The organism is Nocardia sp. NPDC058244, from assembly GCF_042882065.1.
Lineage (GTDB): Bacteria > Actinomycetota > Actinomycetes > Mycobacteriales > Mycobacteriaceae > Nocardia.
On record NZ_JBHVWX010000006.1, the window covers coordinates 546996 to 572926 of the forward strand.

32 protein-coding genes and 1 pseudogene are annotated in these 25931 nt (G+C 67.1%); 14 read left to right on the forward strand and 19 right to left on the reverse strand.

Translation table 11 applies throughout. The annotated features are described in order from the left end of the window. Nucleotides 1-240 precede the first annotated feature (240 nt). Nucleotides 241-630 (forward strand): hypothetical protein, encoded by a 390-nt coding sequence (locus ACFVW6_RS21980; protein WP_378830906.1) that lies wholly within the window; start codon nucleotides 241-243, stop codon nucleotides 628-630. Between the two features lie 44 nt (nucleotides 631-674). Here ACFVW6_RS21980 and ACFVW6_RS21985 read toward each other — a convergent pair whose 3' ends face one another. From ACFVW6_RS21985 to ACFVW6_RS22065, 17 genes and pseudogenes are all read right to left on the reverse strand, one after another. Then, entirely contained in the window at nucleotides 675-2018 is a 1344-nt protein-coding gene (locus tag ACFVW6_RS21985; protein ID WP_378830903.1) for a hypothetical protein, read from the reverse strand. Further along, nucleotides 2018-2158, reverse strand: coding sequence for a hypothetical protein (locus ACFVW6_RS21990; RefSeq protein WP_378830901.1), 141 nt, complete (start codon nucleotides 2156-2158; stop codon nucleotides 2018-2020). The genes ACFVW6_RS21985 and ACFVW6_RS21990 overlap by 1 nt, the downstream gene beginning before the upstream one ends. Before the next feature lie 357 nt (nucleotides 2159-2515). After that, nucleotides 2516-4417, reverse strand: coding sequence for a hypothetical protein (locus tag ACFVW6_RS21995; RefSeq protein WP_378830899.1), 1902 nt, complete (start codon nucleotides 4415-4417; stop codon nucleotides 2516-2518). 36 nt (nucleotides 4418-4453) lie between these two features. Continuing rightward, entirely contained in the window at nucleotides 4454-4957 is a 504-nt protein-coding gene (locus tag ACFVW6_RS22000; protein WP_378830896.1) for a hypothetical protein, read from the reverse strand. A gap of 66 nt (nucleotides 4958-5023) precedes the next feature. Further along, on the reverse strand, nucleotides 5024-5857 hold the full coding sequence (locus ACFVW6_RS22005; protein ID WP_378830894.1) for an SAM-dependent methyltransferase: 834 nt from the start codon (nucleotides 5855-5857) through the stop codon (nucleotides 5024-5026). Beyond that, complete coding sequence (locus ACFVW6_RS22010) at nucleotides 5858-6661, reverse strand: hypothetical protein (protein WP_378830892.1); 804 nt, start codon at nucleotides 6659-6661, stop codon at nucleotides 5858-5860. After that, complete coding sequence (locus tag ACFVW6_RS22015) at nucleotides 6658-7968, reverse strand: hypothetical protein (RefSeq protein ID WP_378830888.1); 1311 nt, start codon at nucleotides 7966-7968, stop codon at nucleotides 6658-6660. Before ACFVW6_RS22015 ends, ACFVW6_RS22010 begins: the two co-directional genes overlap by 4 nt. Beyond that, nucleotides 7968-8279, reverse strand: coding sequence for a hypothetical protein (locus ACFVW6_RS22020; protein ID WP_378830886.1), 312 nt, complete (start codon nucleotides 8277-8279; stop codon nucleotides 7968-7970). The genes ACFVW6_RS22015 and ACFVW6_RS22020 overlap by 1 nt, the downstream gene beginning before the upstream one ends. Nucleotides 8280-8324: 45 nt before the next feature. Beyond that, complete coding sequence (locus ACFVW6_RS22025; RefSeq protein WP_378830884.1) at nucleotides 8325-9020, reverse strand: hypothetical protein; 696 nt, start codon at nucleotides 9018-9020, stop codon at nucleotides 8325-8327. 2 nt (nucleotides 9021-9022) lie between these two features. Next, nucleotides 9023-9307 carry a hypothetical protein gene (locus ACFVW6_RS22030; protein WP_378830882.1) on the reverse strand — a complete coding sequence of 95 codons (285 nt, stop codon included), beginning with the start codon at nucleotides 9305-9307 and terminating at the stop codon, nucleotides 9023-9025. A gap of 39 nt (nucleotides 9308-9346) precedes the next feature. After that, on the reverse strand, nucleotides 9347-11089 hold the full coding sequence (locus ACFVW6_RS22035; protein WP_378830879.1) for a cutinase family protein: 1743 nt from the start codon (nucleotides 11087-11089) through the stop codon (nucleotides 9347-9349). After that, a complete protein-coding gene (locus tag ACFVW6_RS22040; protein WP_378830877.1) occupies nucleotides 11086-11565 on the reverse strand; it encodes a hypothetical protein in 480 nt (159 codons plus the stop codon). Before ACFVW6_RS22040 ends, ACFVW6_RS22035 begins: the two co-directional genes overlap by 4 nt. A gap of 102 nt (nucleotides 11566-11667) precedes the next feature. Beyond that, nucleotides 11668-12261 carry a DUF5753 domain-containing protein gene (locus ACFVW6_RS22045; RefSeq protein WP_378830874.1) on the reverse strand — a complete coding sequence of 198 codons (594 nt, stop codon included), beginning with the start codon at nucleotides 12259-12261 and terminating at the stop codon, nucleotides 11668-11670. A 97-nt stretch (nucleotides 12262-12358) separates the two neighbouring features. Next, entirely contained in the window at nucleotides 12359-12799 is a 441-nt protein-coding gene (locus ACFVW6_RS22050; RefSeq protein WP_378830872.1) for a hypothetical protein, read from the reverse strand. A gap of 236 nt (nucleotides 12800-13035) precedes the next feature. Further along, the gene (locus ACFVW6_RS22055; protein WP_378830870.1) at nucleotides 13036-13455 is read right to left on the reverse strand and encodes a hypothetical protein; all 420 of its coding nucleotides are present in this window, start codon (nucleotides 13453-13455) and stop codon (nucleotides 13036-13038) included. 20 nt (nucleotides 13456-13475) lie between these two features. Then, complete coding sequence (locus ACFVW6_RS22060; RefSeq protein WP_378830867.1) at nucleotides 13476-14021, reverse strand: DNA-directed RNA polymerase subunit beta; 546 nt, start codon at nucleotides 14019-14021, stop codon at nucleotides 13476-13478. Nucleotides 14022-14491: 470 nt separating this feature from the next. Next, nucleotides 14492-14686: pseudogene (locus ACFVW6_RS22065) on the reverse strand (cold shock domain-containing protein); the annotation flags it as partial. A gap of 279 nt (nucleotides 14687-14965) precedes the next feature. Here ACFVW6_RS22065 and ACFVW6_RS22070 point away from each other — a divergent pair. The 3 genes from ACFVW6_RS22070 to ACFVW6_RS22080 all read left to right on the forward strand — a co-directional run bounded on the left by ACFVW6_RS22070 (nucleotide 14966) and on the right by ACFVW6_RS22080 (nucleotide 17491). Continuing rightward, nucleotides 14966-16312, forward strand: a complete 1347-nt coding sequence (locus tag ACFVW6_RS22070) for an XRE family transcriptional regulator (protein WP_378830865.1) — start codon at nucleotides 14966-14968, stop codon at nucleotides 16310-16312. After that, the gene (locus ACFVW6_RS22075; RefSeq protein WP_378830863.1) at nucleotides 16303-17010 is read left to right on the forward strand and encodes a creatininase family protein; all 708 of its coding nucleotides are present in this window, start codon (nucleotides 16303-16305) and stop codon (nucleotides 17008-17010) included. The genes ACFVW6_RS22070 and ACFVW6_RS22075 overlap by 10 nt, the downstream gene beginning before the upstream one ends. A 172-nt stretch (nucleotides 17011-17182) precedes the next feature. Next, a complete protein-coding gene (locus tag ACFVW6_RS22080) occupies nucleotides 17183-17491 on the forward strand; it encodes a putative quinol monooxygenase (protein ID WP_378830861.1) in 309 nt (102 codons plus the stop codon). On the opposite strand, the gene ACFVW6_RS22085 is transcribed toward ACFVW6_RS22080, so the two are convergent. Next, entirely contained in the window at nucleotides 17488-18705 is a 1218-nt protein-coding gene (locus ACFVW6_RS22085) for a helix-turn-helix domain-containing protein (RefSeq protein ID WP_378830858.1), read from the reverse strand. The two genes, ACFVW6_RS22080 and ACFVW6_RS22085, sit on opposite strands and share 4 nt — an antisense overlap. Nucleotides 18706-18860: 155 nt before the next feature. Between ACFVW6_RS22085 and ACFVW6_RS22090 the strand changes: the two genes are divergently transcribed. From ACFVW6_RS22090 to ACFVW6_RS22130, 9 genes are read left to right on the forward strand one after another with little or no spacing between them, the layout of a single operon-like run. Continuing rightward, the gene (locus tag ACFVW6_RS22090; protein ID WP_378830856.1) at nucleotides 18861-19139 is read left to right on the forward strand and encodes a hypothetical protein; all 279 of its coding nucleotides are present in this window, start codon (nucleotides 18861-18863) and stop codon (nucleotides 19137-19139) included. Nucleotides 19140-19188: 49 nt separating this feature from the next. Next, a complete protein-coding gene (locus ACFVW6_RS22095; protein WP_378830854.1) occupies nucleotides 19189-19713 on the forward strand; it encodes a hypothetical protein in 525 nt (174 codons plus the stop codon). A gap of 11 nt (nucleotides 19714-19724) precedes the next feature. Beyond that, nucleotides 19725-19964, forward strand: coding sequence for a hypothetical protein (locus ACFVW6_RS22100; protein ID WP_378830851.1), 240 nt, complete (start codon nucleotides 19725-19727; stop codon nucleotides 19962-19964). After that, a complete protein-coding gene (locus ACFVW6_RS22105) occupies nucleotides 19945-20667 on the forward strand; it encodes a PIG-L deacetylase family protein (protein ID WP_378830849.1) in 723 nt (240 codons plus the stop codon). The genes ACFVW6_RS22100 and ACFVW6_RS22105 overlap by 20 nt, the downstream gene beginning before the upstream one ends. Further along, complete coding sequence (locus ACFVW6_RS22110; protein WP_378830847.1) at nucleotides 20667-21926, forward strand: nucleotide sugar dehydrogenase; 1260 nt, start codon at nucleotides 20667-20669, stop codon at nucleotides 21924-21926. The genes ACFVW6_RS22105 and ACFVW6_RS22110 overlap by 1 nt, the downstream gene beginning before the upstream one ends. Nucleotides 21927-21958: 32 nt before the next feature. Next, nucleotides 21959-22927 carry an NAD-dependent epimerase/dehydratase family protein gene (locus ACFVW6_RS22115; protein WP_378830844.1) on the forward strand — a complete coding sequence of 323 codons (969 nt, stop codon included), beginning with the start codon at nucleotides 21959-21961 and terminating at the stop codon, nucleotides 22925-22927. 3 nt (nucleotides 22928-22930) lie between these two features. Further along, nucleotides 22931-23203 (forward strand): MoaD/ThiS family protein, encoded by a 273-nt coding sequence (locus ACFVW6_RS22120; protein ID WP_378830842.1) that lies wholly within the window; start codon nucleotides 22931-22933, stop codon nucleotides 23201-23203. A gap of 15 nt (nucleotides 23204-23218) precedes the next feature. Then, entirely contained in the window at nucleotides 23219-24088 is an 870-nt protein-coding gene (locus tag ACFVW6_RS22125) for a formylglycine-generating enzyme family protein (RefSeq protein ID WP_378830839.1), read from the forward strand. An 11-nt stretch (nucleotides 24089-24099) separates the two neighbouring features. Then, entirely contained in the window at nucleotides 24100-25020 is a 921-nt protein-coding gene (locus ACFVW6_RS22130) for an NAD-dependent epimerase/dehydratase family protein (protein WP_378830836.1), read from the forward strand. 154 nt (nucleotides 25021-25174) lie between these two features. Here ACFVW6_RS22130 and ACFVW6_RS22135 read toward each other — a convergent pair whose 3' ends face one another. Further along, nucleotides 25175-25513, reverse strand: a complete 339-nt coding sequence (locus tag ACFVW6_RS22135) for an Lsr2 family protein (protein ID WP_378830833.1) — start codon at nucleotides 25511-25513, stop codon at nucleotides 25175-25177. A gap of 145 nt (nucleotides 25514-25658) precedes the next feature. Here ACFVW6_RS22135 and ACFVW6_RS22140 point away from each other — a divergent pair, with 145 nt between their 5' ends. Further along, nucleotides 25659-25883: a hypothetical protein gene (locus ACFVW6_RS22140; protein WP_378830831.1), complete on the forward strand. Its 225-nt coding sequence runs from the start codon at nucleotides 25659-25661 to the stop codon at nucleotides 25881-25883. The last annotated feature ends 48 nt before the right edge of the window (nucleotides 25884-25931 follow it).

Sequence of the window (25931 nt, forward strand, 5' to 3'; positions counted from 1 at the left end):
CCGGGGTAGGTGATCGATGCTCTCGTCGATGAGGCGTAGCCGCCCTCGATTGAGCCCGAGATCCGCGGCGACCATGGGCTCGGATCGTCGGCTGAGAAGCGAGGGCAACGTCTCTCGCTGGGTGGCTGCATCCGATCGGCTGTATGGCGGCTGCGGTCCGGTCGGTGCGGTACTGCGGCACCAACGTCGACCCGCGGCTCCGGTGGTCGCGGAGAACCCACCTGGTCGAGGAGCGTCGCGTTGAGCCAGCCCGAGCCGCCCGAAGTCGTTGAACTCGAAGCCGTCCTGATCCCGGAGACGACCACCTTCCACATCAGCGAGAGCCGACACATCGTGGTCGCGCTCGCACTGTTCGCCGAAACCGCCACCCTGCACACGGTCATCGTGATGGCCGATAACCTCACCGAGCCCTTGGCTGACTACGTCCTCTTCGGCCTTCGTGATGAACGCGGTATCGAGTACCGGCGGATGGGCGGCGGCCACGCTGGCGTCGGTATTTCCGTCGAAGCGCGTGCGGGATTCCGGCGGCCGGACCGACACAGGCCTCTCGCGTTGACCGTGTCCTGGAAGGGGAGTAAAGCCAACAGCGAGGGTGATCTGTTCACGGTCGCAGTGCCGTCACGCGCCTAGCCAACTTCTGATTCCCGGTTGATCGCAGGGGCCTGCGCCCGCGGCTAGGGCGTCGGTGTGCCGCCGAGTACTCGAGTGATCCTGTCTTCGACTGCGAGCGCGACGTAGCGGTTGATCGCCGCGTAGCGCCGGGAGAGGAACCGCCCGAACCGGTTGCTGGTCGAGAGCGCGGGGTCGTAGAGCCACAGGTACAAGAAGATGATCTCGAAGTTGAACGCCGACCCGGCCAGCAAGGACCCGCGCTCTGCCAGCAGCAGAACCGACACGGCGAACACGAGCGAGACGACAACCCCGCTGACTCGAATGAACTTGCGGATGACGGTGTGGCCTCCCGGCCAGGTTGACGCGCGGGACGAGATGATGCCGTAGCTGCGCAGGAAGGACCCGCCGATCAGGAGGACGGAGTTGATCACGAACAGGATGGTCAGCGTCACCAGATTCAGCCACACCAGTTGAAAGACGCCATCACCGATCGCTACACGGATCACTTTGATCAGCACGATCGTGGCAGCCGCCACCGCCAGCGCGTACAGCATGCTGGTGGTGACGATGCGCCACCGCAGAGTTCCCGAGCTGGTGGTGATCGGGTGTGTCACGCCGTGCTGCCTGCCGAGATCGCCGAGGAGGTCGTTCATCTTCTTCATGCCCGTTTGCTGGCGCAGTGTCGAGAAGTACCGCCCGGCGGACATGGACTGCACGCGCACGTTCGCGACACTGATGCTCGCGCACAGGTAGGCGAAGAACACCGAGATGGCCTTGGTCAGCACGTCCTCGTCGACGGGGATGACGAACCAGGTGACGATGCTCATGTACAGCGCGACGATGGACAAGCCACGCGAGACGGTATCGATGCGCAGCTGCCAGTATTCGAACACGGTTCCCGAGTCCGCGCGACGGCCCGCCCCGGCGGCGAGGACGACGGCGATGTTGATGGTGGCGTTCGTCGCGACGATCGCGATGACGGCGGCCAGGACGTCTTTGCTCGACAATCCGGAGCCGAAGAAGTTGCGTTTGTCGGCGGCGAACGTGTCGGGGCTTGCCCACCAGATGGCCCCGAACAGAGCCAGTGTCGCCACCGTCAACGCGGCCGTCGACACCGCGATGCGTATCGAGCGATCGGTGGTCTCGGTGTCGATCCAGTCGTTCATCTCGACGGAGCGATCGCGGTCCTGGCTCGACACCGGCGGGAGGTGCGGATCGTCATCAACGGCAGGGGCAGGTGGGAGCGGCGTGGCGTGCTGTTCTGCCCACCGGTGGGCACCGATGCCGACCAGAGCGGAAACTAGCGCCATCGCCCCGCCCAGGGCCAGGAGTTCGTTTCGCTGCCGGGAACGACTGGATTCGGTCGGGCTCGACTCCGCCGTGGCCTCGCCGTTGTCCGGGGTCATCAGAACGGTATCAAGTTGATCACCGGCAGCAGCGGCTTCAGTGGAACCAGATCGATAATGATTGATTCCACCTTTAGTCCACCGCCGTAATAGATGGCAACTGAGCCCTTCTCGATCCATTCCGCCAATCTGTGAAACATCTGGACCACCTCGCAAGATAGATGCCTGCATATTCAGGACAGGGATGTGCGATCGGAGCCCGCCGCTTCCACATGACCAGAGTTCGATTAGTTGTGCAAACGACCGAGAAATATTCTGGGACAGGAAGTTTCGGCTCCGGAGATCGACTTCGAGACTACGTCGCTGCCCGGTAGCCTGCCACCGTCCTGCCTGATTCTCAGGTGATTGCGAGGGTGCCCCTTTCGGAACGGCATACGGGCCGGAGCGGCACCGAGGAATGGCTATCCCACAACACATTCCAACCGGTCGGCTCGACTATTTCCGATGCAGTGCCCCGCAGCGCGACGGAGCTGAGACAGTGGGCGCCGACGCCCTGGTCACCGCCCTCGTTCCTGGCCTCGGCCGCGTTCTTGTCGTTCTGGTCCGGTCGTTCGGAATTGGGTGCCGCGCTCGCGTGCCTCGCGCTGCTTGTTCTCGACCTCGGCGCGGTCGCGTTCGAGTTTGTCGAGGGAGTCGGCGAGGTCGTGGCCGCGGCTGGACATCTTGAGCAGCTGGTTGGTTTCCACCACGCCCAGGTCTTGTCCGCGTTCGACTTCGCGGATCTGGTCGGCGTAGTAGGCCTCGAAGCTGTTAGGGCCGAAGTAGAGCTTCTCGTTGGGGCCGACTTCGAGGGTGTAAGCCTGGGTGCCACGATCCCATCGGGCCTGCCCCTGCAGCAGGCCCTGGATCGCGCGCGGGTCGACCTGCTTGGCCAGGGTCTGTTTGTCCAGGCTCAGCGCCGCCGCCGCGCGTTCGACCTGCCGGGTCGTTCGCGCCGCGGTGGCGGGGTCCTGGCTGCGCAGCTGCTGCGCTTGCTCGCGAGCGGCCTGTTCCACGCGTTTGTTGTGGTCGTCGACAATGCGGGTGAGTAGCTGGTCTTTCTGGAGGGCCTTGGCCTGGCGTGCCGCGCGGGCGCGTTCCTCGGCCCGGATTTGTTCGGGAGTCTTCGGCGGCGGCAGCGCGTTGGTGTGGTCGGCGGTGCGCGTCAGGTCCGCGACCAGATCGCGGTCGTGGGTGCTGCGTCGTTGTTCGAGGGCTTTGGTGGCGGCGTCACGGTATCGGGCGGGGACCAGCCGTGCGAGGGCTTGCTGCTCCTGCTCGCGTTCTTCCCGGTAGTGGGCACCCAGTTCCGCGGTGACCGTGACAAACTCGCGGATCCGGACGGCCAGGTTGCGCGAGCGGCCTTCACCGACGTCGCGGGCCCGGATCCACTGGAGTTGTTTTCGCAGGTTCCTGCGGTCGCGCAGGGGTACCTCGGCGGCGACCTTCCGGGTGGCGGTGCCGACGATTTCCTGGTCGACGCGCGAGAGCATTCTGGTCATCGCCTCGAGGCGCTGCTGGCGTTTGTGCGCTTGGGCGTGTTCGACGACGAGGCTGTCGCGTAACCCGAGTCCTGCTTGCTCGCGTGCGGTCTTGTCGATCTGCTGGGTTTGCTGCTGATCGAGCTCGATCAGGTTGGCCAGCTTGTCGCGGACACCGAGCAGCTTGTGCAGCCCGAGCGGCGTGCCTCGACGTTTGGCCTGGTCGATCGCGCGCCCGGCCCCGCGCAGCGCACGGAACGCGGCGGTGAGCTCAGGTGTGCGGCCGACCTGCTCGATGACCTTGCCGAGCCGTTCCACCGCCAGCGCCCGCACGATCGGCCGGCCGAGCTCGACGGCTTTGTCGAACTCCTTCTCCGACAACGCGATGATCTTGAACCTGGTCGGATAGGCCTGCGCCAGACGCTGGGCTTCACGCATCACGTCCGGGTGCGGCGGGCGGGCGGCGCGGATCACGTACTCGCTGACCTGCTGGGTTTGGCCCGTTCGGAGCAGGTGGTCTTCCTTGCGGAGTTGTTTGAGCCCGTCCTCGCGATTGACCGACCCTGCCTTGTATTCGGTGGTCGTGAGGACCCGCTGTTTGCCGAACACCTCGGCGATCAGGGCGACATCGTGGCGGCGGGTGCCGAACGGGGTCGGCCGGGCGTGCTCGGTGCGCCAGCCCTGCTCGGCGGTGCGGCCCATCATGATCTGGTGGCCGTACATCATCATGTCGTGCAGGGTCTTCTGGTCACCCCACTGCTCGACCTGACGCTGCCAGCTCTGCGGGTCGCGCACCGCGCCGATCGACGACGGAGAGGCGTTGTCGGGGATCTTGCCCAGCACGTAGTCGCGGTGAAAGGTGTCACCGGTCGGGGTCAGGCCCCGATCGGTACGCCCGACGACGTCATGTTCGTCGCCGCTGCCCCCGGGACCGGTCACCGGGCAGCCTCACCGGAGCCCGGCTCGCCACGGTGATCAGGTGCGGTCGAACCCCTGGCCGTCGTGGCGATGATCGGCGAGGGCTTGGTCGAGGCAGCCTGCCAGTGTGGTGCCGTCGCGCTGCGACAGCGCCAGAAGCAGAAGGGTTTCCGGCTCGATCCAGACAGGCTGGCGCGGGATTTCCAGCGCCGGGCCCGGTGGGTTCTCGAACAGCGTCTGCACCCACACCCACCTGCCCTCGCCGAAGGCTTCGAGGAAGACGTGGCCGATCCCGCGAGACATCCGATCCAACAGCGCCCGCTGCTCGGCGCTCGCCGATCCGGTGATGTCGGGGAACGCGACCAGCGCGGCCGCCTCGATGAAGAACAGCCCTTCGGCCGACCACGGGTCCTCGAGGTCGGCCAGTCCGGGTGTTTGGGTGACCAGTCGGGCCAGCTCGGCAGGTTCGTCGGCCAGCCAGCCCCGGAACTCCGGTGAGGACTGCCAGTCAGCGAGTTGCTGGTGCTGGGCGTCGGTATAGGGGACGGTGTCGTCGTCCAAGACAGGTGCCCTTCCAGTGCGGTCGCGACGGGTGGATGCCGGTGAACCATGCTGATCGTATCCAGTTCACCGGCGACGTAGCTGGCCCACCGCGGCGTAGCAGCACACCACCGGCTTCGGCCACACCTGCGAACCGTCCTCGACTCCAACGATGTCTAGGTCGGGGCGCCACAGATCCGCGGTCAACACTCCGGGCTCGAGCAGGCGTAGCGGCGCCAGCATCTGCTCGACCTGCTCACGCTCGCGTGGGCGGTAGCTGATCCCGGCCGACGCCCAGATCGCTACCGCCGAGTCGATCTCGTGTACCCGCAGGTCGGCGGCGGTCTGGGTGAACACCAGCCAGGTCCCGTCCGGGAGCAGACTGGTCAGCGACGCGACGATGGCAGGTGCGTCGGGGAGGAACTCGGCGGTCCCGGACAAGCACACCGCGGTCGGCAACCCCGGTTCCAGCACCGACCCGATCCGTTCCAGGACATCGGTGGGGTCGGTCAGGTCGGCGTCGACGAACACGGCGCCGGCTCCAGTCATCAGGGCGCGGGCGTGGCCGGCGACAATTGGGTCGTGGTCGACGTATACGGTGCGCGCGGTCGGGGTTTGGTTGCGGGCGACCTCGTGCACGGTGGGATCGTTCGGGTAGCCGCATCCGAGCTCGACGATCTGGGTGACGCCGTGGTCACCGACCAGGTGTTCGACCGCGCGCAACAGGAACAAGCGAGCCTCGACGATCGCGACCCGGAACGTGTTGATGGCGAGTAGTCGCTGCGCGATGATCTGGTCGCTGCTATAGGTGTCCTTCCCGCCCAACAGCGCGCTGAAGACCCGTGCCGGGTTCGGTCGCCCCTGATCCACGAAGACGCCGGGGTGCGCGCCGCGGTCGGTCGGCGCTGGGGTGTCGGCCATCTATGGGCCCTCGCTGATGGCGGTGATCTTGCTGGTGCCGTCGGGCTCGGTGGCAGTGTGGATGATCAAGGTCGCCAACAACTCCGGTAACTGCCCGGGGCGTTGTTCACGGACGTGGACCTGCCAGCGGGCCGGGGAGGTCGGCGCGATCGACACGCAATAGCGCGTCCCCACCGGCACGGTGTCGATCCCGCCTTGAATCTCCTCCGCCGGAGGAACTTTCGCGTCCGGGGTGACGAATTCGCGGGCCTTGGTCCCGGAGCGGTCGACGTAGTAGGCGTGCTGCAACGCGAAGATCACCGAGACCGCGCTGGTCGTGTCACCAGGGTCGGCGCCGGAGGCCAGCGCGGTGGTGCGTTTGTGTGGGCAGTCGGTGATCGCGTGTTCAGGCGCGGTGGTCGGCGCGAGGGCGGGCACGGTCAGCGGCGCAGGCAGCAGCAGCGTCGTCGTCGGCTCGGCGGAGGACTGGTCGGTGTCGGGCAACACGGTCAGGACCACGACCAGGCCGAGAAGGATGACGCCGAAGGCGGCGGCGAGTCCGGCGAGGACTCGCCCAGGGCCGCGCTCGGGGCGAGTATCGGGGAAGTTGCGGCCGACCTGCCGGAACCCTGGTGACGCGGCGGGCTGATCGTGGTCGCCGGTGCGGTCGCTGGGTTGGCTCCAGTCCGACCAATCCCCGACCCACCCAGCGTCATCGTCGGCGCCCCAGCGGTCGTCGGACGGCTGGCGGTCGTCGTCGAAGCGGTCGTCGTCATCGGTGGCCGGTGGGGTGTAGTGGCGCAGATCCAGCGGACTGTCGGTCATGACGGGACCGCCCCGATCACCGGAACGACCGCGCCCGCGGGGTCTGTGCCGGTCGAGGCCGTGCCCGTCATCCCCGCTTGTGCGCGCGGCTTGTGCTCCCCATCGGCCCCAGCGGCGGCCTGCCCGCCTGCCGGTGGGACCACCGCGGTCGTCGGCGCGCCCGCGGTGTTCGGCACGACCCCTGGCTGGGTGGTGCCGCCGGACCCGGCCGGAGCCGCCGGTTTCTGCTCGGCCGTGCCCGGGACCGCGGCGGTGTCGGGCTTGGGCGCGGTGGCCGGGGCGCCGCCGGTGTTCGTTCCGGTCCCGGTCGGCTTGTCGGAGGTGCCGAAGTTGATGACCGGCGTGCCGGTCGGCGTATTGCTGGGATTCGTGGGGCTGCCCGTGCTGGTGCCGGTGGCTGCCGGTGTGGTGGCCGCGCCGTCGCCGTTGGTGTTGCCGGTCAGGGCGGCGGTGAGGGTGTCTCCGGCCTCGGTCCCGAGGGTGTCGATGGCGTGGGTGGCGACCCCGGCACCTTCGGTGATCAGGGTGGTCAGGACCTCGGCGCCGGAGGTGATCAGCTGGGTGCCGACGGTGGCCGCGGCGTCGATCGCAGCGGTACCGAGGGCTTGTTGCATCGCGATCACCGGATCGGTCGACGTCGTCGTCGTATCGGTCGCGAAGGTGGTGTCCGAACCGGTCGTGGCAGGGTCGGAGCTGTCGTCGTCGGTGGTCAGCGACGGGTCGCCGGTGGAAGGGCCGCCGCCGGTGCCCAGGCTCGACTTCGGCGTCGTGTACTTCTCGCCGAGCTTGCTGCTGTAGGTGTCGTAGTCGGCCTGCGCGCCCTGCACGGTCGACAGGGCGTTGCTATACATTTCGCGGGCGAGGTCGATCACCTGCGTGACGCCCTTGTCGTTGGGCGAGACCTTCAGGACCTGGTGGGCCCGGGTCGCGAAGTCGTCGAGCTCGGCATCCAGCGCGGCCGCGGCGGCGGTGTTGGTGCCGACGGCGGCGTCGATCAGCGTCGCGAAGTCCCCGGAATCGGCACTGCTGTCGACGATCTGGGCTCGGGTGCCGCGGATCGCCGGGATCGCGGCATCCGCGGCCGCCGACGTCCAGGTCGCCTCGAGATCCGACGCGGTCACCGCGTACGGGGCTTCGGTGGAGTCGAGTTGGCTGATAGCGGTGGTGAGCAGTGTGACCGCGGCGGTGGATTCGCCGGTGCCGTCGAACGCGGCCCGCAGCTCGGTGATCGGTTTCGACAGGTAGGCGATGATCGCGTCCGGATCCGGTGCCGCCGTGGCGGTGGAGGGTTTGGTGCGGGTGACCATCACGCCTCCTGATCGACGGCGGAGAGGGTGGCGGCGAGCTGCTGGTCGTGCCCGATCAGCGTGGCGTGGCAGACCTCGACGTGCCCGGCCTGACTCTGGACCGTGATCGCGCACCCGTCCAAGTGGGTGGCGTGGTCGTTCATCGCCGCGATCAGCCGGGTGCGGAAGTCGGCGCCGATCAGCCCGAGCCCCGGAACCACCGCCGCTGCGGATGTCGTGGACTGGGCGGCGGCGGCGAGGTCACCGACGACCTGGGTTCGGGTCACCGTCACGAATTCCTGCGCGGTGGATGGATCGAAGTCGAGCAACATGATTGGCCCCCTGAAGATTCGGTGCGAATGGGTGTGGTTGGGATGTCACGGTGACGAAGGTCGCGCAAGCCTGGGCATGGCGGATCGCGGAGGTAGCCGTCGAATCGGTTGCGGCAGTGTGGCTCTGCTCGGATCGGTCGGGTCCAGCAGCGTGTCGATGTCCAGGACCGCCCAGGTCGCGAGGCCGAGGTGGCGGGCGCCGAGCGCGGCGGCGGCGATGGCTTCGACCAGTACGAGGCGATCGGTGCCGATCGTGCTGAGCTGTCGGGGGCGCAGGCCGTAGTGGGCGAGCAGCCCGACGAGTTCGCGGCGTGCTCCGGAGACGTCGACGGCCAGATCGAGCAACGCCAGCGCTGTGGGGCGTCGGGAGTGGCGGCGTGCCCAACGGGTCGTCAATGCCGCGACGGCCCGGGTCTGCTCGTAGCGGCGCAGGTGCGGGAGCGGGTCGAACGCGGCCACCGTGCGCGCGCGTCGCCGAATCTGGTTCAACCCGGTCACGAACTGCACCTGGACGCCATCACGGAAACCGTGATGGACGAACAGCTCCCAAACCAGCCTTGCGCCCCGCATTCGCGTTTCCGGGGCCATCGTTCGGTCGGTGGCCGGGAAACTGAGGTAGGCCAGCGCCGTCGCGGTGGGAGAGAACGCCAACCCGGCCACCGTCGAGTGCGCGATCCCGTCGGGGAATCGCGGGGTGGGCAGGCTGCGCAAGATCCGGGCCGGCTGGGGTGGGCGGGTCACGGTCAGTTGCCGATCATGGCGTTCATGATGGTTCCGGCGCTGGTGGCGACCGCGCCGCCGATCATGGCTCCGGCGATCATCTTCGGGGATTCCAGGCCGCCGCCGGTCCACTTCTCCCACGCGAACTTCCCACCGGCATAGGTGATGGCGATGACCCCGGAGAGCAGGATGAACCAGGTGAAGTAGCGCACCAGCTGGACGATCTTGTCCGACATCGGTGGTGCTTGCGGTGTCGGATTCGACAACTGCGCCACCAGATCGGCGCTGGCCTGCAGGAGGGAATGCATCGAAATCCTTCTCGTGTTCGTAGTGACGGGCCGGATGGATCAAGGACCGGTGTCGGTGGTGATGCCGGGCTGGCGCACGAGCGTCGACGGCGGCGTTGTCGCGTCGCCGCTGATGCCGGGTTGGCTCGGCCCCGCCGCTGTAACGGCGGAGGCCGGACCGGGAGACTGGTCGGCTGGTAGGGGGGGTGGCGCGACGAGTTGGGGTGCTCCCACCACCTCGACCGGCGAGGGGCTCAGCGAGGTGGTGGGAGCGGGCAAGTCCACGCTGCGGATCGTGGACGTGGTCGAAGACCCCGGCATCAGCGTGGTCGCTGGTGGCCGTGCCGTCTCGGTGGTGGCGCGGCCGGTGACCGGTGGTGAGGTAGCGGCGTCGTGGGCGGCGGCGGCCAGCCAGGCGCCGGCCCACGCGGCGGGGGAGGGGCCTTCACCGATTGTGTGGGAGTAGGCGTCGTGGCGCATCCCGGTTTCCCACAATCGCACCCACGTGGTGAGGTCGAGCAGCGCCTCGTTGTCGGCGACCTCGCGTCGTACGACGTCGAAGGCTGCCGTGACGAGCCGGTCGCTGGTGGTCGGCGGTATCAGGTCGTTGACGGTGGTGGTGAACTTCGCTCCCAGCATCGCGACCGCGGCCGCGGGGTTGCTCAACGCGACGGTGGCGAGCTGAGTGAGGTTGGCCGGGTTCAGGATCGACGCCGCGACGAGCTTGACGGCGTTGAGCCCGATCGTTCCGACCCGCATCGCCGCAGCGAGCGCGGTGTTCACATTCACCGGAGTTCGAGGGTCTGAGGCCTCGGCCAGGCGTTGGGAGATCGACTTGCTCGGCGACACCGACACATCAGCCAGCGACGTCCCGGAGACGTCCTCCTCGACCACGGCGGTCGCGGCTTTGATCGAGGTGAACGCCAAGGCTTGGCCGATCGAGACCAGCGAGGCGATCGGGTCACCGGTCGACAGCAGCGACTGCGACGCGACCCCGGCCGCGGCCCGCAGGATCGCCGAACCCTCAGGGGTATCGCAGGCCAGATCACCTGCGACGCACAGGTTCGCGACCCGGCCGGTCACCGCGCCGTAGTCGGCGGCGATATCGCGGGTCGGTCCGATCCCGCCGCCGGAGGCTACCGACCGGATCGGCGCGGCGGGCAGCCGCGCCAGGTGCGCGCCGGTGGTGCCCGGCGCCGGGGCGGGCGCGGTGGCTTCGATGCCGGGGAACAGGCCAGCGCCCGGAGTCCGGGTCGGGTCGGCCATCAACACGACCGCCGCGACGACCTCCGGGGCGACGACCCCGGTTCCGGCGCCGATGTCTTGGGCGGTGATCGAGGCGACGTGGGCGCCCTGGGAATAGCCGACGATCGCGAGCCTGGTCCGCGGGCACGCCGTATGGACCTGACGGATCATCGATTCCAGCCGCAGGACACCGGTGGCGACCGACTCGGTGTACGGGGTGACCGAGGCACCGACCGCGCCGCCGAAACCCGCCGGGTAGGGCACGTAGGCACGGTCGACCAGGCCACGCTCGGGTGCGGCGGCCATCATCGCCCGCATCACCAGCGACAGCATCCCGGTATCAGTGGTCGGCGCGGCATCCGGGGAGGACTCCCCGGTGCCCTGCAGCCCGAACGCGTACAGCGCTGGACAGGCCGTGATTGACAGCGCCGTCGACACCGCCGGAGCCGGGATCGGGCTGGTGGTCGGTGCGGCGCCGACGGGCGCGGCGACGGGCGCGGCGACGGCGATCAACGCCACGCTGCCGGCCAGCGCCATGGCCACACGGCGGGCCGTCATGGGTGCTCCGGCGCCGGGACGACGGCGCCGAACCCGGCCCACCAGATACTGAGCGGGACCCGTCGGCGGCCGGTGATGAGGTCGGTGATGACGCCGTCGAGAGCTCGCGCCAGCTCGTAAAGTGGACCCCACGTCATGATCAGGCTGGTCGGGGTGTGGTCTTGGTCGAGGCGGGCGGCGTAGTCGGCCATGCGTGCCACGGCCATCCCGATGGTTTCGGTGTGCGGCGGCGTCTGAGAGGACGGAACCGGTAGCGCCTCGGAGACCGCGGCGTCGATACGGCGCATCTGCTCGACGCGGGCCGCTCGGAGCGGCTCGCCGACCTGTGCCTGGGCGCGGGCGAGCTCGACCAGCTCGGCGGCGGCGGCCAGGATCGGGTCGCTGCGCTCGGCGTCGGTGCTCCAGCCCAGGACCGAGCCCAGGATCGCCGTACCCGTGGGCAGCGGTGAATCCTGCTCGAACACAGTGCAAGTCATGGCAGCTCCTAGCGGAAACGCCCCGCGCCCGAGATCAGGTGCGGGCCGATGGATCAACCATGTTCGGTCGGCGGGGGATGCGGCCGACCGAACACGGGTGGGTCAGTGGTCGGCGTGGGTGGCCAGTGCTCGGGTGAGCACGACGCGCGCGTCGTCGCCGTAGACGGCCTGGTTCTGCAGCAGGGCGAAGGTTCGTTCGGCGAGTGCGATGTCGTCGGGGCTGGCGGCGATGACTTCGCCGGTGACGGTCTCGATTTCGACCGCCGTGCTGTCGTGGATGACGAAAGCGCTCGCGGGCGAGCGGAATTCGGTGTTGAGGGGAACGATCCCGATGCGCAGGTTAGGGCGTGAGTCGAGGTCGTCGATCAGCGCTTTGATCTGCGCGATCATCACCTCGGCGGAGCCGACGGTGCGGTGCAGTGCCCACTCGCCGATGAGGAATTCGAAGGTGTGGGGTTCGCGGTCGAGGATCAGCTGACGCTGCATGCGCGCGGCGACGGTGTCCTCCACATCGTTGGGCACGCCTTGGACCTCGACGCAGGCCGAAAGGACCGCTCGCGCGTAGTCCTCGGTCTGGACCAGGCCGATGACCAGCTCCGGGTCCCAGGCCCGTTGGCGGGTCACGCCGGTCTCGATGTCGATCAGGCTGCGCTGCAACTGCGCCAGCCCGGTAGAGAAGTGGGAGTACCAGCTCATGTAGGCCATCGTGTTCTGTCCTTACTGTCATGGTCGGGCACCCGGATCGGTGCCCTCGAGCTGAATCGGTCGGCCGGTTCAGTGCGTTCGGGGACTGCTAGGCCGCTTTCTGGACGGCGCGAGCTGCGCCGAGAGTGATCCTGACCAGCAGTTCGAACTCCGCCAGGCGGCTGGGGCGAGGTTCGTCGCGCCATACCCGGGTGTCATCGCCGGGGGTGGGCAGCGGGATCGGGCACCCGGGTACCGTGCGAATCGCCTGCACCCTCGACTCTCGGGGGAACAAGGTGACCGTTCGAGTGTCGTCGGGCTTGGGCGCGGTGGTCAGAAAGGTGCGTGTGCCGGTCGCGACGTTGTCCACGATCGGCGTGACGACCCCGCGCTGGCGGAGCTGGTCGAGAATCACCTCCGCCAGGCCGGCGCTGACCTGGATTCCGTGGACCTGGTCGGCGGGCAGGACGATCTGGTCGTGGCCGTCGAGCACGACGTGCCAGCCCAGGCGTCGGTAGGCGTTGGCGCGCTCGGCAGGGGTTTCGATCATGGGTATAGCCACAGTTCCTCGCAAGGCATTCGGTCGATCGGGAGGAGTCCGTCCCTGATCTCGGCGACGGTGATGGACGGATGGGGATGGGAAAGCCAGTCACGCAAGAAGTTCCGCACTGCGGTGCGGCAGCCGCGGAAGTCGACCACCAGCCCGGCGCTGATCACCCGCAGATGGGTGTCGGGTTCGTCCGGGCGCGGTGATCGCGACTGCGGCATCGCGCACCTGCGCGGGTCCTACCGGCACCCCGAGATCGTGGCGAGCACGACCTCGGCGGAGGGCCGGTACGGATCCAGTGGTTCGTGCGGTAGCCAACGCCGGGCGGGATCTCGTGGCGAGGGCACCAGCACCTCGTCACCGTCGGGAACGAGCACCGCGCCGATCGCGGACAGTGCCGCGAAGCTCGCGCCGCTGCGCAGGTGGGTGGGTACGGGACCGGTCAGGATCGTCACCGTGGGCTGCTCGGTGTCGGTGTGCACGATGACCGGGCCCGGCCAGGCCAGCGCGTCGATGACCCGGTGCCCGACATCGCACGGCAGCTCGATGGCGCCGACCGTGCCGGTCCGCAGCACGATCTGGCCGGTGGATTCGCGGACGAAGACGTCGAGTCCGCAGGCGTTGCGGTAGATGCTGGCGCGGTGAATCACTTTGTCCACGGACAGAAATCGGGTAGTCGTCATCGGTGTTCACCACCCTTCACGCAGGCCCGGACCGCGTCGAGGACGGTCGTGGTCGTGGGCCGTTGCGGACTGGATGGGGGCGTCTGCCACTCCCGGCACGGTGCCGCGCCGATGGCGGTCGGTGTCGGGAGCCCGATCCGAATGCCGGAGGCGAGGACGACGACGTTGTTGACCCAGAGCAGCGTGGCGTCGGGGAGTTCGTCGATCTGGAGGTCGGCCGTGGTGATGAATGTCCACGACCTCGACTTGGGGTGGGACACGATCGGTCCGCTGTCGGCGTCGGTCCGGTCCAATTCGGTGCGCACGCGATGACCGAGGGCCGACGGCATCATCACCGCCTGGACCCGGCCCGCGCTGACGATGATCTGGCCGGAGTCCGGATCGAGGACCGCTGGCAGTTGGCACACCAGCTGGTAGTAGGCGCACCGGGCCGCCACCGAGACACCGACCAAGTCCAGGCCCGCCGACGCGGCCTCGGCTGTGACCGGAAGGTAGGGAGGGGGAGCGTCGATCAGCGCGGTTCGGCCAGAATTGGCATTCATTGGTTGCCTCCACGTACGAGGTGGGAGATCGCGATCCAGGCCGGAAATCTGAGGTCTGATCGAGGGTTGGTGACCGCGGCCAGGGCCTTGTCCACGGCTGCGGAACGGCGCCGTGAATTACGTCGACTCGGCCGGTCTGCTTCCTCGGCCTTGAGTTCTGCGACAACGGCTTCCAGAGGCTCTGGTCCGTGGCGGGCGAAACTGCGCAGGATCGCTATGAGCTCGTGGTGTGTTCGATTCCGCACCGCTGTCGACCCCCAATCTTGTGCGCGATTGACGTGTTCTTCTCAGGTAACCAGCGCCATCAGCCGCGGCCTACGGATTCGATGTCCACACCGCGTCCACAACCTGTTGTAGCTCCCGACTGCGCGCCAATTCGGCACTCAGTCGGTCGAACTCGAGTGGCCTTCGCGCTGCCGACGGCGCGCAGCGGTCGACTCGATCGGGGCGATGGTCGTGGCGCTGGCCAAGCGGACCTTGATCGCTTGCGGGCCCCGTTCGCCTTCGGCGATGTCGAAGTGAACCCGATCGTTGTCGGACAGGCTCCGGAATCCCTGCCCGAGGATGCCGGAGTAGTGGACGAAGATGTCGGGTCCGTCGCTGCGGGCGATGAATCCGAATCCCTTCTCGGCGCTGAACCACTTCACAGTTCCGGTGTTCGACATCTCGAATTGCCTTCCGTGATTGCTCTGGCCACCCATCCACGGAGATGCGTCGGGCATTCCGACACCCCCCGGCGAGGCAGCCGGCCAAGGCCGGACCGGTATCTCGCTCGAGTGCTGATTCCTATGGTGGACGGCAGATTCGATGCGCTGAAGGGCTCGAGTGAATAGGTTCAATTCACGGCGGGCCGATTCGGCGGATAGGGTGAGCCGATGGCGTCATCGCCCGGCCACCGTGACTGCGTACGGTGTCGAGGACCTGCGGTCGGTATCGGCAAAACCGTGTTGTGCGTCGAGTGCGCCCGCGCCGCGTACTCGACGCGGATACCGACTGCGCAGTGGTGGGTCGGCGCGCTCAGGGATGCCCTGCGTAGCGAGCAGATCGGTCAGGTTCTCGCGGCCTATCGGCATCACCCAGCCCACGGGCACCGGCCACTGCCTCAGACCGAATTGGCCGGCTGGCTGGGTCTGTCCCAAGCCCGGCTGTGCAGGCTCGAAAACCAGCGCGCCCACCTCGATCACCAGGCCTGGACCGACATCGCCCACATCCTGGGGATCCCCGAACCGCTTCTGTGGCCAGATCCGCACGGGCAGAAGCCAAGAGAAGTCGCCACAGACACCGGCATTGCGGCGGTACGCCTTCCCAACGGGAAAACCGTGCCCGCGATGAGCGCCAGAACGGAGGCGCCACTGGCACAGACACTGCTTGCGACACTGAACAACTACGCGGCACTGGACATGCTCGCCGGGCCCCACGATCTGCTCGACATCGTCGAAAACCAGCTGGCAGCTATCGATTCCGCCGTGCAACGCCGCATCGAAGGCCGATCACAGCTGCAATACGCATCCGGGCGATTCGCCGAATTCCTCGGCTGGCTCCACCAAGACGCCGGGAACCTGCACACAGCGATGAAATGGTCCGCCCAGGCGCTTGCGCGCGCGAATGAGTGCGGCGATCCCCAACTGCGGGCCTACGTGCTGATGCGCCAATCCAACATCGCCGGCGACGCCGGCAACACCGTCGTCGCGGTCGACCGGGTCGAGGCAGCGCTGGCCGACACCACACGCCTGTCCTCCCAGCAACGATCGGTGCTGCTACGACAGAAAGGCCACGCCTACGCCCAACGGACCTTGACGACAGGCAGCCGAGGAGACCGACGAACGTGCGTGGACGCGCTGGCCGAAGCAGCCGACTTCGCTACCGCGGGCAGTCCCGACGACAACGACCTGGCGCAGTACTGCACCGCCGGATACGTCGCCATGGAAGCTGCACATTGCTGGGTGCAGCTCGGGCGCCCCGAACGGGCGTTGACGACCCTCGAGACGGGATTGGCCGACTGGGCTCCGGGTAGCAACCGCGACCTCGGGATGGGATTTGCTCGCCTGGCCACCGCGTACGCTGGCAATGGCCAACCTGATGAAGCTCTTGACGTCGCGCAGCATGCGCTGAAGATCCACGCCGATACCGGGTCGCACAGGACCGTTCGGCAGCTCCAACAGGTTGGTGTCGCCCTGCATCAACGTCGACACCGCGGCCACACGCAAGCCTTCGCGGCTATGCTGCGCGAGCACATGGCGACCGCCCGTGTCGCCCCGGCAGCCCCTGATGAGGAGTTCGAGTGGAGCTGATCACGACCGCCACCTCGACCGACGTCGCTCGTGTCGGCGCAACGGTCGCTGTCCTGCCTGTCGGGAGCTTCGAACAACACGGTGACCATCTGCCGTTGATCACCGACACCGCCATCGCGTGCCTGATCGCCGAGCAGATCGCCGACCGCTACGACCTCATGCTGCTGCCACCGATCACGATCTCGGCCAGCCACGAACACGAAGCCTTCCCGGGGACCGTCAGCATCAGCGCGTCCACCCTGATCGCGCTGATCGCTGACATCCGCGCCTCTCTCACCAGGAGCGGGATCACCACCCTGGTCATCGTCAACGCGCACGGCGGGAACTACGTCCTGTCCAACATCGCCGCCCAAGCCAACGTTGACGGCCGCCACGTGGTCCTCTATCCCGGACGAGCGGACTGGGAAACAGCCCGGTTGGAGGCCGGGATGGTGAGCAGCATCCACGATGACATGCACGGCGGCGAGCTCGAAACCTCGATACTGCTGCACTCCCGACCGGAGCTGGTTGGCGACTCCTACCGCGACGCAGACCACCTCGCCTCGGATCGCCGCCACTTCCTCCTGAAGGGAATGGCCGCCTACACATCGACAGGCATCATCGGTCTTCCATCAGCAGCAACGGCGGATAAGGGCGAAGCCATCCTGGTGAGCCTTACCGACTCGTTCAAGAACTACTTCGATGAGATCAAGCGGTAGCTACTCAGGTCGGCTAGCAAGGCCTTACAGGCCTGGGCGGTGATCTCCGTGGCAGTCCACTGATAGCGCGGTGATGAATCCGGCGATGGCCTCCAGGCCGGGCTCCCGGGAGGCTAGGGCAATGCCCCGGCCCGGCCCTCAAGACGGGCCGGGGCACGCTACCGTCGGGCGTATGTTCGCACTCGTCGTGAAGTTCACGCTCATCGACCAGGCCGCCGCCGACGGCTTCGACCAGGTGGTCGCTGACCTCGTCGCCCAGATCACCGAGCACGAGCCCGGCACGCTGGTCTACGCCACGCACACCGTCGATGGCGAACCGCTGTCGCGGATCTTCTACGAGGTCTATGCCGACCGTGCCGCGTTCGAGGCTCACGAGCAGCAGCCGCACACGCGCGCGTTCCTCGACGGCCGCGGCGAGTACGTCGAGTCGGCGCGGGTCGAGTTCCTCGGCGATGCGCCGGCGAAGGGTCTTCCCGCTTAGAGCCGTTCGGCGATGCCGAGCCAGACGGCGTAGCCGTGCACGCTGTCGACCGCGCGCGCTTCGGCGCGGGCGATCGCGCGGGTTGTCTCGTGGACCATCGGGTTGTAGCGGGTCTGCGCTGGTGAGATCCGCTTGGCGCTGAGTAGCGCGTCGAACGCGCGTCGCCGGTCGCCGTGCAGGAGGTAGGCGCGCGAGAGGTCGATGTAGTGGTGCCCGACGCGCTCGCTGGGTGACCCGTCCGGGATGACGAGAGCGTTTGCGCGCGTGAGCGCCTCGGTGCCGTCCATCGCTTCGACCGCGAGCGCGACGGACCAGATGCCCACGTTGGTCGGGCCGAAGGACAGGATGCGGTCACGGTCGTCGCCGAGCCGGGCCGCTGTCTCCCGTGCTTCGGCGAGGTGGTCGTCGGCGAGCGCGCGGCGCCCGGACCGTGACGCGGCCAGACCGGACTGCAGGTGCAGGCCGCCCCACGCGATGAGGTCGTCACGGGCGCCGGCGCCGAGCCGCGGTTCGATCTGGCCGCGGCATCGGTCGAGGAACGACAGGGCCGCGTTCCAGTCGCCGCCCGAGGTGAGCAGCGCGCCGCGCTGGAACTGCGCGACGGCCCGCCACAGCGGGTTGTCTGCTTCGCCTGCTGCCCAACCGATCCGGTCGACCGCGAGCGCGGCGAGGTCGGGATAGCCGAGCTTGTAGGCGAGCGAGTGCGCCGAGTAGTACAGCTCGCACAGCATCACCAGCGCGCGGTCCCGGTCGGGCCCGGTCCACCGGTGGACTGCGGCGCGCACCTCGCCGAGGAGGCCGGGCAGCGCGTCGCCGAGCCGATGGAAGGACGCGGCACGGCGCCAGGTGCATACCTGGTCGACGTCCTTGGCGAGCACGGCGATCGGCCGTACCTGCGAGACGCGCTCGTCGTCGATGTCGTAGGCGGCCAGCTCGGTGCGCAGCACCGCCACCGCGCCGTGTACGGCGACGTCTGCGGACTCGACCGGCGCATACGGCTGCCCGGTCAGCGTGGTCGGCGAGATCCGCAGCGCTTTCGAGATGGCCGCGATGAATGCCGGTGTGGCGCTGGCTTTCTTCTGCTCGACCTTCTTGATCAGCGATTCCGAGACCTTCGCCGCTTCGGCGAGGCTGGCTTGCGTGTGGCCTGCCAGATGCCGCTGTTCGGCCACGCGAGCGGCGATGGCCGCGCGGTCCTGTCGATTCGCTACCACGGTTCCAGTGTCCACGAGGGGACAACTGTGCGCTGCCGACGGACAAATTTCTTGTCCCTTCACGGTTTCGGATTGCGGCACCGTTCTACGTAGCGCCGCCGTCGGATCGAGAAATCTCCGGCGGCGGCTGCAATCACCGACGAGGGGAGCCCACGGTGTGGAAACGAACGACGCGGCTGACGGTCGATGCGATACAGAAGCGGATCGCCCGCGAAGCGGCGCAGGCCGCCATCGCTGAGGACGACGAGCAGACCGGCCGGAGCACGGTGATCGCGCACTCGGCACCGGTGCAACGGTTTTCAATTGACCAGGCGCGCAAGACGGTTCAGGCTAATCGTGGCTGTGACCGCACGATCTGTCCGCGCAAGATGGCCGCGATCAATGTCCTGGTCGGTGCCGGTCTGATGAGGCTGGATCGTCGTGTCGGGTATTGAGCACGAGCCGGGCACGCTGCCCGCTGCGCGGTCGGCGGTCGTCGGCGCGATGCGCGATGTCATCGCGGCTGACCGGCCCCGGGTCGCGGGCTGGTTCAACACGTGGGCGCCGGTCGACGAGACCGGCCACGTCGGACCGGTGTTCGCGGTCGGCCCGCACCCGGACGACGACCTGTACGCCGATCTCGCGGGGGCACTCGCTGCGGTCGCCGAGTTGGATCCGGTGCGGGTCGACGTGATCGACGTCGAAGCCCTGTATTCGCCTGCGCTGCAGCGGCTGCTGGAGGTTGCGGAGCGGATTGCCCGCGACAGCGGCGCGGTGACGGTCGACGTCGACCACGTCGAGCTGGCGTTGCGCCGCCAGCTCGGGCAGAGCCACCCCGCAGGGGGGATGAGCGTGGCGGTCCGGGGGTGCACAACCGGGCTGTCACGGATAGAAGCCTGCGCGCGTCGGCTGCTGGACCCGGCCAGGGAGAAGGCAGTCGGCGCGCGCGGGTCCGCCACCGCGCGCAGTGCGCGCCACAGCTGTCGACGTCGCTCACGTCGGGATCGCACTCGACCGGCGTCGCATTGAAGGGATGTCAGATGTATTTCAAGACGCTCATTGCCGCCCAACCGATCGCGGTCGCGGTGATCGCCAGCCCGGCGAGCGGGACCGCGACAGCCGCGCCCGCGCCGTCGTGCGGCTTCGAGTTCCACACCGGGACCGTCTACACCCAGCACGGCGCAGTCATCGGCGGCGGACACACCGAGTGCACCATCATCCCGGCCGCGTTCTCGATCAGCCTGAAGACGGAGACAATCGATGTTCGTACCGTGGTCTGAGCAACGGCTACTGGTCGTTGCCCCGCACCCCGATGACGATGTTCTCGGCGCGGGTGGACTAATCGCCCGAGTGAAGCGTGAAGGCGGATCGGCTCACGTTCTCTTCGTCACCGCCGGTGATGTCGCTGACTTCTCCGAGGTCGGAACGTCGACTCTGGACCAGAAACAGCGAGAGATCGCCCAAGCCGCTGCCGTGCTGGGGCTGGACAGCTGGCATCTGGCGCTGCCCGGCGCCGCGCACAATCTTCGTCTGGATCGCCTGCCTCGCAGTGTGCTCGTCGATCTGATCGAACGCGGTTCACACCCACTGAGTTTCGAGCATCTGAAGCCGACGATCGTCGCTGTTCCGGAGCCCACCAGCTACAACCAGGACCATCAGGCCGTTGCCGCAGCGATCACCACCGCGCTTCGGCCGGGCCCGGACCGCTGGCGCCACCAGCCGAGTCTGGTTCTGGGTTATGAGGAAGTCCCCGATTCGTGGACAGGATCGGCGGTCGCCCCAGCCGCTCGTGACGTCTTCATCGAGCTGTCCGACCACGATCTCGGAACCAAGATTTCCGCGGTTCGCGCGCACGCCAGTCAATGCCGTGAGCATCCGCATACGCGCTCCGAGCCCGCGCTTCGCGCACTGGCCACTGTTCGTGGGGCACAGGCGGGATTCAGCGCTGCTGAAGCCTTTCGCTGCCTTCGCTGGAGGAGCTGATGTCACACCGTGGGCTTCACGTCGTTGTGCTCGGCTGCGGATTTGTCGGGCTGCCTGTTTGTCTGTTGGCCGTGGCGGCCGGTCACGTCGTGACCGCCTATGACACCAACTCCGAGCGAATCGCCCGGCTGCTCGCGTGCAACTCCTACATCGTCGACGTAACCGATGACGATCTGGTCGGTGTGACCGCTACAGGCCGATTCCTGCCCACGTCGAGCGCCGAGATGATCGCGGGATTCGATGTCGCACTGATTGCGGTGCCGACCCCCCTGGCCAGTGGGAGACCGGATCTGTCGTTTGTGGAGGACGCAGCACGGCTGCTGTCCCAGCATGTGCGCCCTGGATCGACAGTGATCCTCGAGTCCTCGACTTACCCGGGCACGACCGAAGATGTTGTCGCCCCGATCCTGTCGCAGAGCGGACTGGTGGCTGGGGTCGACTTCCACCTCGGGTATGCGCCCGAGCGCATCAACCCCGGAATGGGATTGGAAGCGCTCTCCAAGGTCCCCAAGATCGTGGCCGGTGTCAACGCGACGTCAGCCTCGGAGGTCAGGGATTTCTGGAGCGGACTGGTTCCAGAGGTAGTCGCAGCCAGCAACGTGAGGACCGCGGAACTGGCGAAGCTGATCGAGAATGCGTTTCGGTTGGTGAACGTCTCCTTTGTGAACGAACTTGCCCAGCACGCCCGTGCGTTGGGCGCCAGTATCGGCGAAGCGCTGGACCTCGCGGCGACCAAACCATACGGATTCATGCGGTTTCAGCCTGGCGTGGGAGCCGGAGGCCATTGCCTTCCTGTCGATACGCGCTACCTGGCTTGGCAGATCGCGCAGACCTCGCATGTCAAAGCTCGACTTCTGGACCAAGCCCTGCGAATCAACGAGCTGATGCCCCAATACGTCACCGATCGAGTAATAGCTGGGCTGGAACGGCGCGGCATCGACATCGCCGAGGCGCACATCCTGGTCGTCGGTATGACCTACAAGGCCGACGTTGCCGACCTGCGCAACTCATGCGCCCTCACCATCATCGAGGAACTTCGCGCCCGCGCGGCAGAGGTCACCGTCGTCGACCCCTACTGTGCCCAAACCAGTCTCGACGTCCACCCCCGGCTCTCCCCTGAACTGGTCGAGGCCGCCACGGTGGTCGTGGTGCTCGTCGCGCACACCCACCTCGACCTGGTGCCGCTTGTCGCCGCACGCTATGTCTTCGACGCCTGCGGCACCGGCGGCCTACGCGCGGACGACCTCGAAACTCTCTGACCAGAAACATATCTCGCTGCCCAGGAGGATCAATGATCAGCAGTCATGCCCACGTGGTGATCACCGGAGGGGCCGGATTCGTCGGCTCTCACCTGTGCCAGGAGCTACTCGATCGCGGCGCCGCGGTCACCGCGATCGACAACCTGTCAACCGGTCACGAAGCCAACCTCGCAGAGATCCGCGCACACCCTCGCTTCGTTTTCCGCGCCGACGACATCACCGACAAACGAGCCTTCGACGACCTGCACGACGTGACTCACCTCGTGCACCTCGCCTGTCCGGCCAGCCCGAAGGCCAACACTGCGATGCCGCTCGAGACCATCCGTGCGGCTACGATCGGCACCCTCAACGCGCTCGATCTCACCGCCGACACCGGTGCTCGGGCAGTGGTGGCCTCCAGCTCGGAGATCTACGGTGACCCGCAAGTGCATCCGCAGGTTGAGCACTACCGCGGCAACGCTGACCCAGTCGGGGTGTTCAGTGCCTATACCGAGGGCAAACGCGTCACCGAGGCGGCCGCCGCGGCACACGCACGCCTGGGAACGAACGTCGGAATCGTGCGGCCGTTCAACGTCTACGGACCGAAGATGTGGCCCGACGACGGTCGTGTCGTGTCCGCATTCTGCGCGGCGGCCCTCAGCGGGCAAACCCTCATTCTCGACAACGGCGGCACCCAGACCCGGTCATTGGTCTGGATCGGCGACTTCGTCGACGGCTTGATCGCGTTGCTCGACACCGACCATCGCGGGCCGGTGAACCTCGGATCCGAAGATGAAGTCACCATTCGCGACCTAGCCGAGCTCGTCGTCCGGCTCGCTGGTACGGGGTCGGTCGAGATCGGGCCTGGCCGATCCGATGTCGTCACGGTGCGGCGGCCCGACATCACCCTGGCCCGCACATTGTTGGGCTGGTCGCCCACCACCAGTCTCGAAGTGGGGGTGCAGCGGTGTTTGGACTGGATGTGTGAGGCACTTGATGGCAACAAGAACACGGCGGCCTGAGCCATGCCTGTTACCTTCGTGATCCCGCACAGCTGGCACAGCATCACCGCCATCACGGTGCTGCAGTGCGACGCAGCGTCTGTCAGCGAAGCTCTCACCTGGTTCGGCCAACAGTACCCAGTACTACGAGAACGGATCTTCACCGCCGACAACCGACTCGCGCCCTGGACTGTCGTCTGCTTGGAGGGCACCGATGTGCGCAGTCTGGGCGGCCTGGATACCGCCATCGAGAAGCCGACCGAGCTGCAAATCATCCCAGCGCTGATGGGCGGATGAACCATGCGAACTGACATGGCCGACATCCCGGCCGCGTGCGTGGAGATCGGCGCTCCCGCAGAACATCTCGATGCGGTCGGTGCAGCACACCCATATGGTCGCCGGTGGTTCGGAGACGAGGCACCACAACACACACAGACGGTGGCGGCATTCAGTATCGACCGCCACCTGGTCACCAACGCTGACTACGCCGAATTCGTCGACGCGACCGGCTACCTCACCCAGGCCGAACTCGACGGCTCGGGACTCGTCTATGGGCACAGTTACTGGGACACAGTGGCTGGCGTGTGCTGGCGACACCCCGCTCCTGGGATCGATGCAGTCACCGCTCGACCGCTACACCCGGTTGTCCACGTAACGCACTCCGATGCGACCGCGTTCGCGGAGTGGGCCGGCAAGCGACTCCCTACCGAAGCCGAGTGGGAGTACGCCGCGCACGGTCCGACCTGGCAAGCTTGGCCTTGGGGCCACGAATGGCTAACGGCTGCGGCCAATACGGCAGTGCGGTGGGCAGGCGGCGACATCGACCTTGCAGGGTGGCGGGCCTGGTGGGCGAGCCGCCACGCCGCGCGCGGGCCCGACCCCTGCACCACGCCAGTCGGACAGTTCACAGCCGGGAACTCCCCGTTCGGCGTGGCGGACATGGCCGGCAACGTGGCCGAGTGGACCGGGACCTTCTACAGTCTCTACGACCCGGCCGACCTGTACGACCCGGCCTACATCGCTGCCGCCGAGTTCGGGGACTATCGCGTCGTTCGCGGTGGCAGCTGGAAACACTTCCCGACCCAGACCCGCACGACCGAACGCATCGCCTGCCTGTCCCGATACTCCTCGTTCGAGATCGGCTTTCGTTGCGTCACATCGTCGGACCCCGACCAGAGATAGGGTTGCACCACATGCGCACGCTCATCACCGGCGGTGCCGGATTCATCGGCTCACACTTGTACGACCGCCTCGTCCAGGATGGCCACCACGTCACCGTGATCGACAACCTGTCCAGTGGGGACAAGGCCCGCATCCCCGACAGCGCACTGCGGATCGCCGACATCCGCGATCCGGAACAGATGACCGCGATAATCACCACCGAACGACCCGAGGTCATTTTCCACCTCGCTGCCCAGATCAGCGTCCGCCACTCCGTCACCGATCCCCGCACCGACGCCGAAACCAACATCCTGGGCACGATCAACTTGCTCACTCCGGCCCACGACATCGGCGCCACGATAGTCATGGCATCCACGGGCGGCGCGATGTACGGCGATGGTGTGCCCATGCCAACCCCGGAAGGCGAACTTCCCCAAACCGCAGCGCCTTATGGGATCAGCAAGTACGGAGCAGAGCAATACCTGCAGCTGTTCAACCGGCTGTATCGAACCAACCACGTCGCACTGCGGCTGGGCAACGTGTTCGGACCACGCCAAGATCCGCACGGCGAAGCTGGCGTCGTCGCCATCTTCTCCGGCCTCATCGCGGAGGGGAAGACCCCGACGATCTTCGGCGATGGACATCAGACACGTGACTATCTCTACGTCGACGACATCGTCGGTGCATTCCTCGCCGCCAGCAACTACACCGGCAACGACTCGGTGTTCAACATCGGCACCGGCACCGGCACCTCGGTGCTCCAACTGCTCGACGCAGTCAACCAAGCTGCGGGAACACAGATCACCCCACGGTTTGAGCCTCCCCGGGACGGTGAGTGGCGCCATGGGGCACTGGATTCCTCCCGCGCCGCGGCGGCACTCGGTTGGAAAGCCAGTATCAGCCTGCAAGACGGAATTACCCGGACCTACCAGGCGCTGACGATGCGACCGTAGAGACTGGACGACCAGGTCGAGGCCGTCCGCGCGTTCCTACCTAAACGCCGATCGGCCGGTCACGACCTGGCTTCCTAACGGCAGGTGGTGCGGAGCGTGGCACCGCCAGAGTGGTCGCGCAGCTGCCGCCAGCCTGTTGACGATTCGTCGGGGATCAGGCGGTTGCTTGGTGGTAGGCGGTGACGATGTCGGCGGCTATGCGTCCACGGGCCGAGACCGGGTGGCCGTTCGCGGCGGCCCAGGCGCGGATGGCGCCGCGCTCGTTGGCCGGCGCGGACTCGGTGGCCTTCCTTGGACGAGCGCTCGATGTGGCACCTCGGATCTTCCGTGCGTGCGGGATCCATTCCTCGAAGGTCTTGCGCAGGAGTGCGGCGTTGGACGCGCTCAGATCTATTTGGTAGTGAGCTCCGTCGATCCCGAACGAGATCGATTCGTCCGCGGGTGTGGTGCCGTCGAGGTCGTCGACGACGCTGACCGTTACTTTGCGTGCCATATTCCGGCCTTATTCGCTCGTTGGAAGGTTGTGAATTTCCAACGGTATCGGTGTTCGGTGGTCCACGAAAACTCGGTCTCGATGTACGTTGCGTCACACCAGTTTTCAGATGAAAGCAATCGGTGTCGCACCGTAGCGTCGAGGAATGACGAACAATTCGAGCAATGACTGGACCTGGACCTGCGACATATGTCGGATCGAGCTGACCGCCGAGTGGGATGACGAACTGGAACAAGACATCGGCCTGCCAGCCTTCACAGCCCCGTTGCCCGGCCGCGTGATCAACATCTGCGACGACTGCGCACAGAATCGGGGCTCACACGAGCTGGCCGAACTGGCCGATACCATCGCCGACAGCCAGGACATGTGAGAAGAACCGCGGTACCGACCGTGCAGGTGAACGTAGGCGTACCAGACT

Excerpts from the sequence above, each read along its gene's own strand:
- ACFVW6_RS21985 (WP_378830903.1), bottom strand. The coding sequence starts at position 2,018 with ATGACCCCGGACAACGGCGAGGCCACGGCGGAGTCGAGCCCGACCGAA.
- ACFVW6_RS21990 (WP_378830901.1), bottom strand. The coding sequence starts at position 2,158 with ATGTTTCACAGATTGGCGGAATGGATCGAGAAGGGCTCAGTTGCCATC.
- ACFVW6_RS22005 (WP_378830894.1), bottom strand. The coding sequence starts at position 5,857 with ATGGCCGACACCCCAGCGCCGACCGACCGCGGCGCGCACCCCGGCGTC.
- ACFVW6_RS22010 (WP_378830892.1), bottom strand. The coding sequence starts at position 6,661 with ATGACCGACAGTCCGCTGGATCTGCGCCACTACACCCCACCGGCCACC.
- ACFVW6_RS22015 (WP_378830888.1), bottom strand. The coding sequence starts at position 7,968 with ATGGTCACCCGCACCAAACCCTCCACCGCCACGGCGGCACCGGATCCG.
- ACFVW6_RS22020 (WP_378830886.1), bottom strand. The coding sequence starts at position 8,279 with ATGTTGCTCGACTTCGATCCATCCACCGCGCAGGAATTCGTGACGGTG.
- ACFVW6_RS22030 (WP_378830882.1), bottom strand. The coding sequence starts at position 9,307 with ATGCATTCCCTCCTGCAGGCCAGCGCCGATCTGGTGGCGCAGTTGTCG.
- ACFVW6_RS22035 (WP_378830879.1), bottom strand. The coding sequence starts at position 11,089 with ATGACGGCCCGCCGTGTGGCCATGGCGCTGGCCGGCAGCGTGGCGTTG.
- ACFVW6_RS22040 (WP_378830877.1), bottom strand. The coding sequence starts at position 11,565 with ATGACTTGCACTGTGTTCGAGCAGGATTCACCGCTGCCCACGGGTACG.
- ACFVW6_RS22045 (WP_378830874.1), bottom strand. The coding sequence starts at position 12,261 with ATGAGCTGGTACTCCCACTTCTCTACCGGGCTGGCGCAGTTGCAGCGC.
- ACFVW6_RS22050 (WP_378830872.1), bottom strand. The coding sequence starts at position 12,799 with ATGATCGAAACCCCTGCCGAGCGCGCCAACGCCTACCGACGCCTGGGC.
- ACFVW6_RS22060 (WP_378830867.1), bottom strand. The coding sequence starts at position 14,021 with ATGAATGCCAATTCTGGCCGAACCGCGCTGATCGACGCTCCCCCTCCC.
- ACFVW6_RS22080 (WP_378830861.1), top strand. The coding sequence starts at position 17,183 with ATGTTCGCACTCGTCGTGAAGTTCACGCTCATCGACCAGGCCGCCGCC.
- ACFVW6_RS22095 (WP_378830854.1), top strand. The coding sequence starts at position 19,189 with ATGCGCGATGTCATCGCGGCTGACCGGCCCCGGGTCGCGGGCTGGTTC.
- ACFVW6_RS22100 (WP_378830851.1), top strand. The coding sequence starts at position 19,725 with ATGTATTTCAAGACGCTCATTGCCGCCCAACCGATCGCGGTCGCGGTG.
- ACFVW6_RS22105 (WP_378830849.1), top strand. The coding sequence starts at position 19,945 with ATGTTCGTACCGTGGTCTGAGCAACGGCTACTGGTCGTTGCCCCGCAC.
- ACFVW6_RS22110 (WP_378830847.1), top strand. The coding sequence starts at position 20,667 with ATGTCACACCGTGGGCTTCACGTCGTTGTGCTCGGCTGCGGATTTGTC.
- ACFVW6_RS22115 (WP_378830844.1), top strand. The coding sequence starts at position 21,959 with ATGATCAGCAGTCATGCCCACGTGGTGATCACCGGAGGGGCCGGATTC.
- ACFVW6_RS22120 (WP_378830842.1), top strand. The coding sequence starts at position 22,931 with ATGCCTGTTACCTTCGTGATCCCGCACAGCTGGCACAGCATCACCGCC.
- ACFVW6_RS22125 (WP_378830839.1), top strand. The coding sequence starts at position 23,219 with ATGGCCGACATCCCGGCCGCGTGCGTGGAGATCGGCGCTCCCGCAGAA.
- ACFVW6_RS22130 (WP_378830836.1), top strand. The coding sequence starts at position 24,100 with ATGCGCACGCTCATCACCGGCGGTGCCGGATTCATCGGCTCACACTTG.
- ACFVW6_RS22135 (WP_378830833.1), bottom strand. The coding sequence starts at position 25,513 with ATGGCACGCAAAGTAACGGTCAGCGTCGTCGACGACCTCGACGGCACC.
- ACFVW6_RS22140 (WP_378830831.1), top strand. The coding sequence starts at position 25,659 with ATGACGAACAATTCGAGCAATGACTGGACCTGGACCTGCGACATATGT.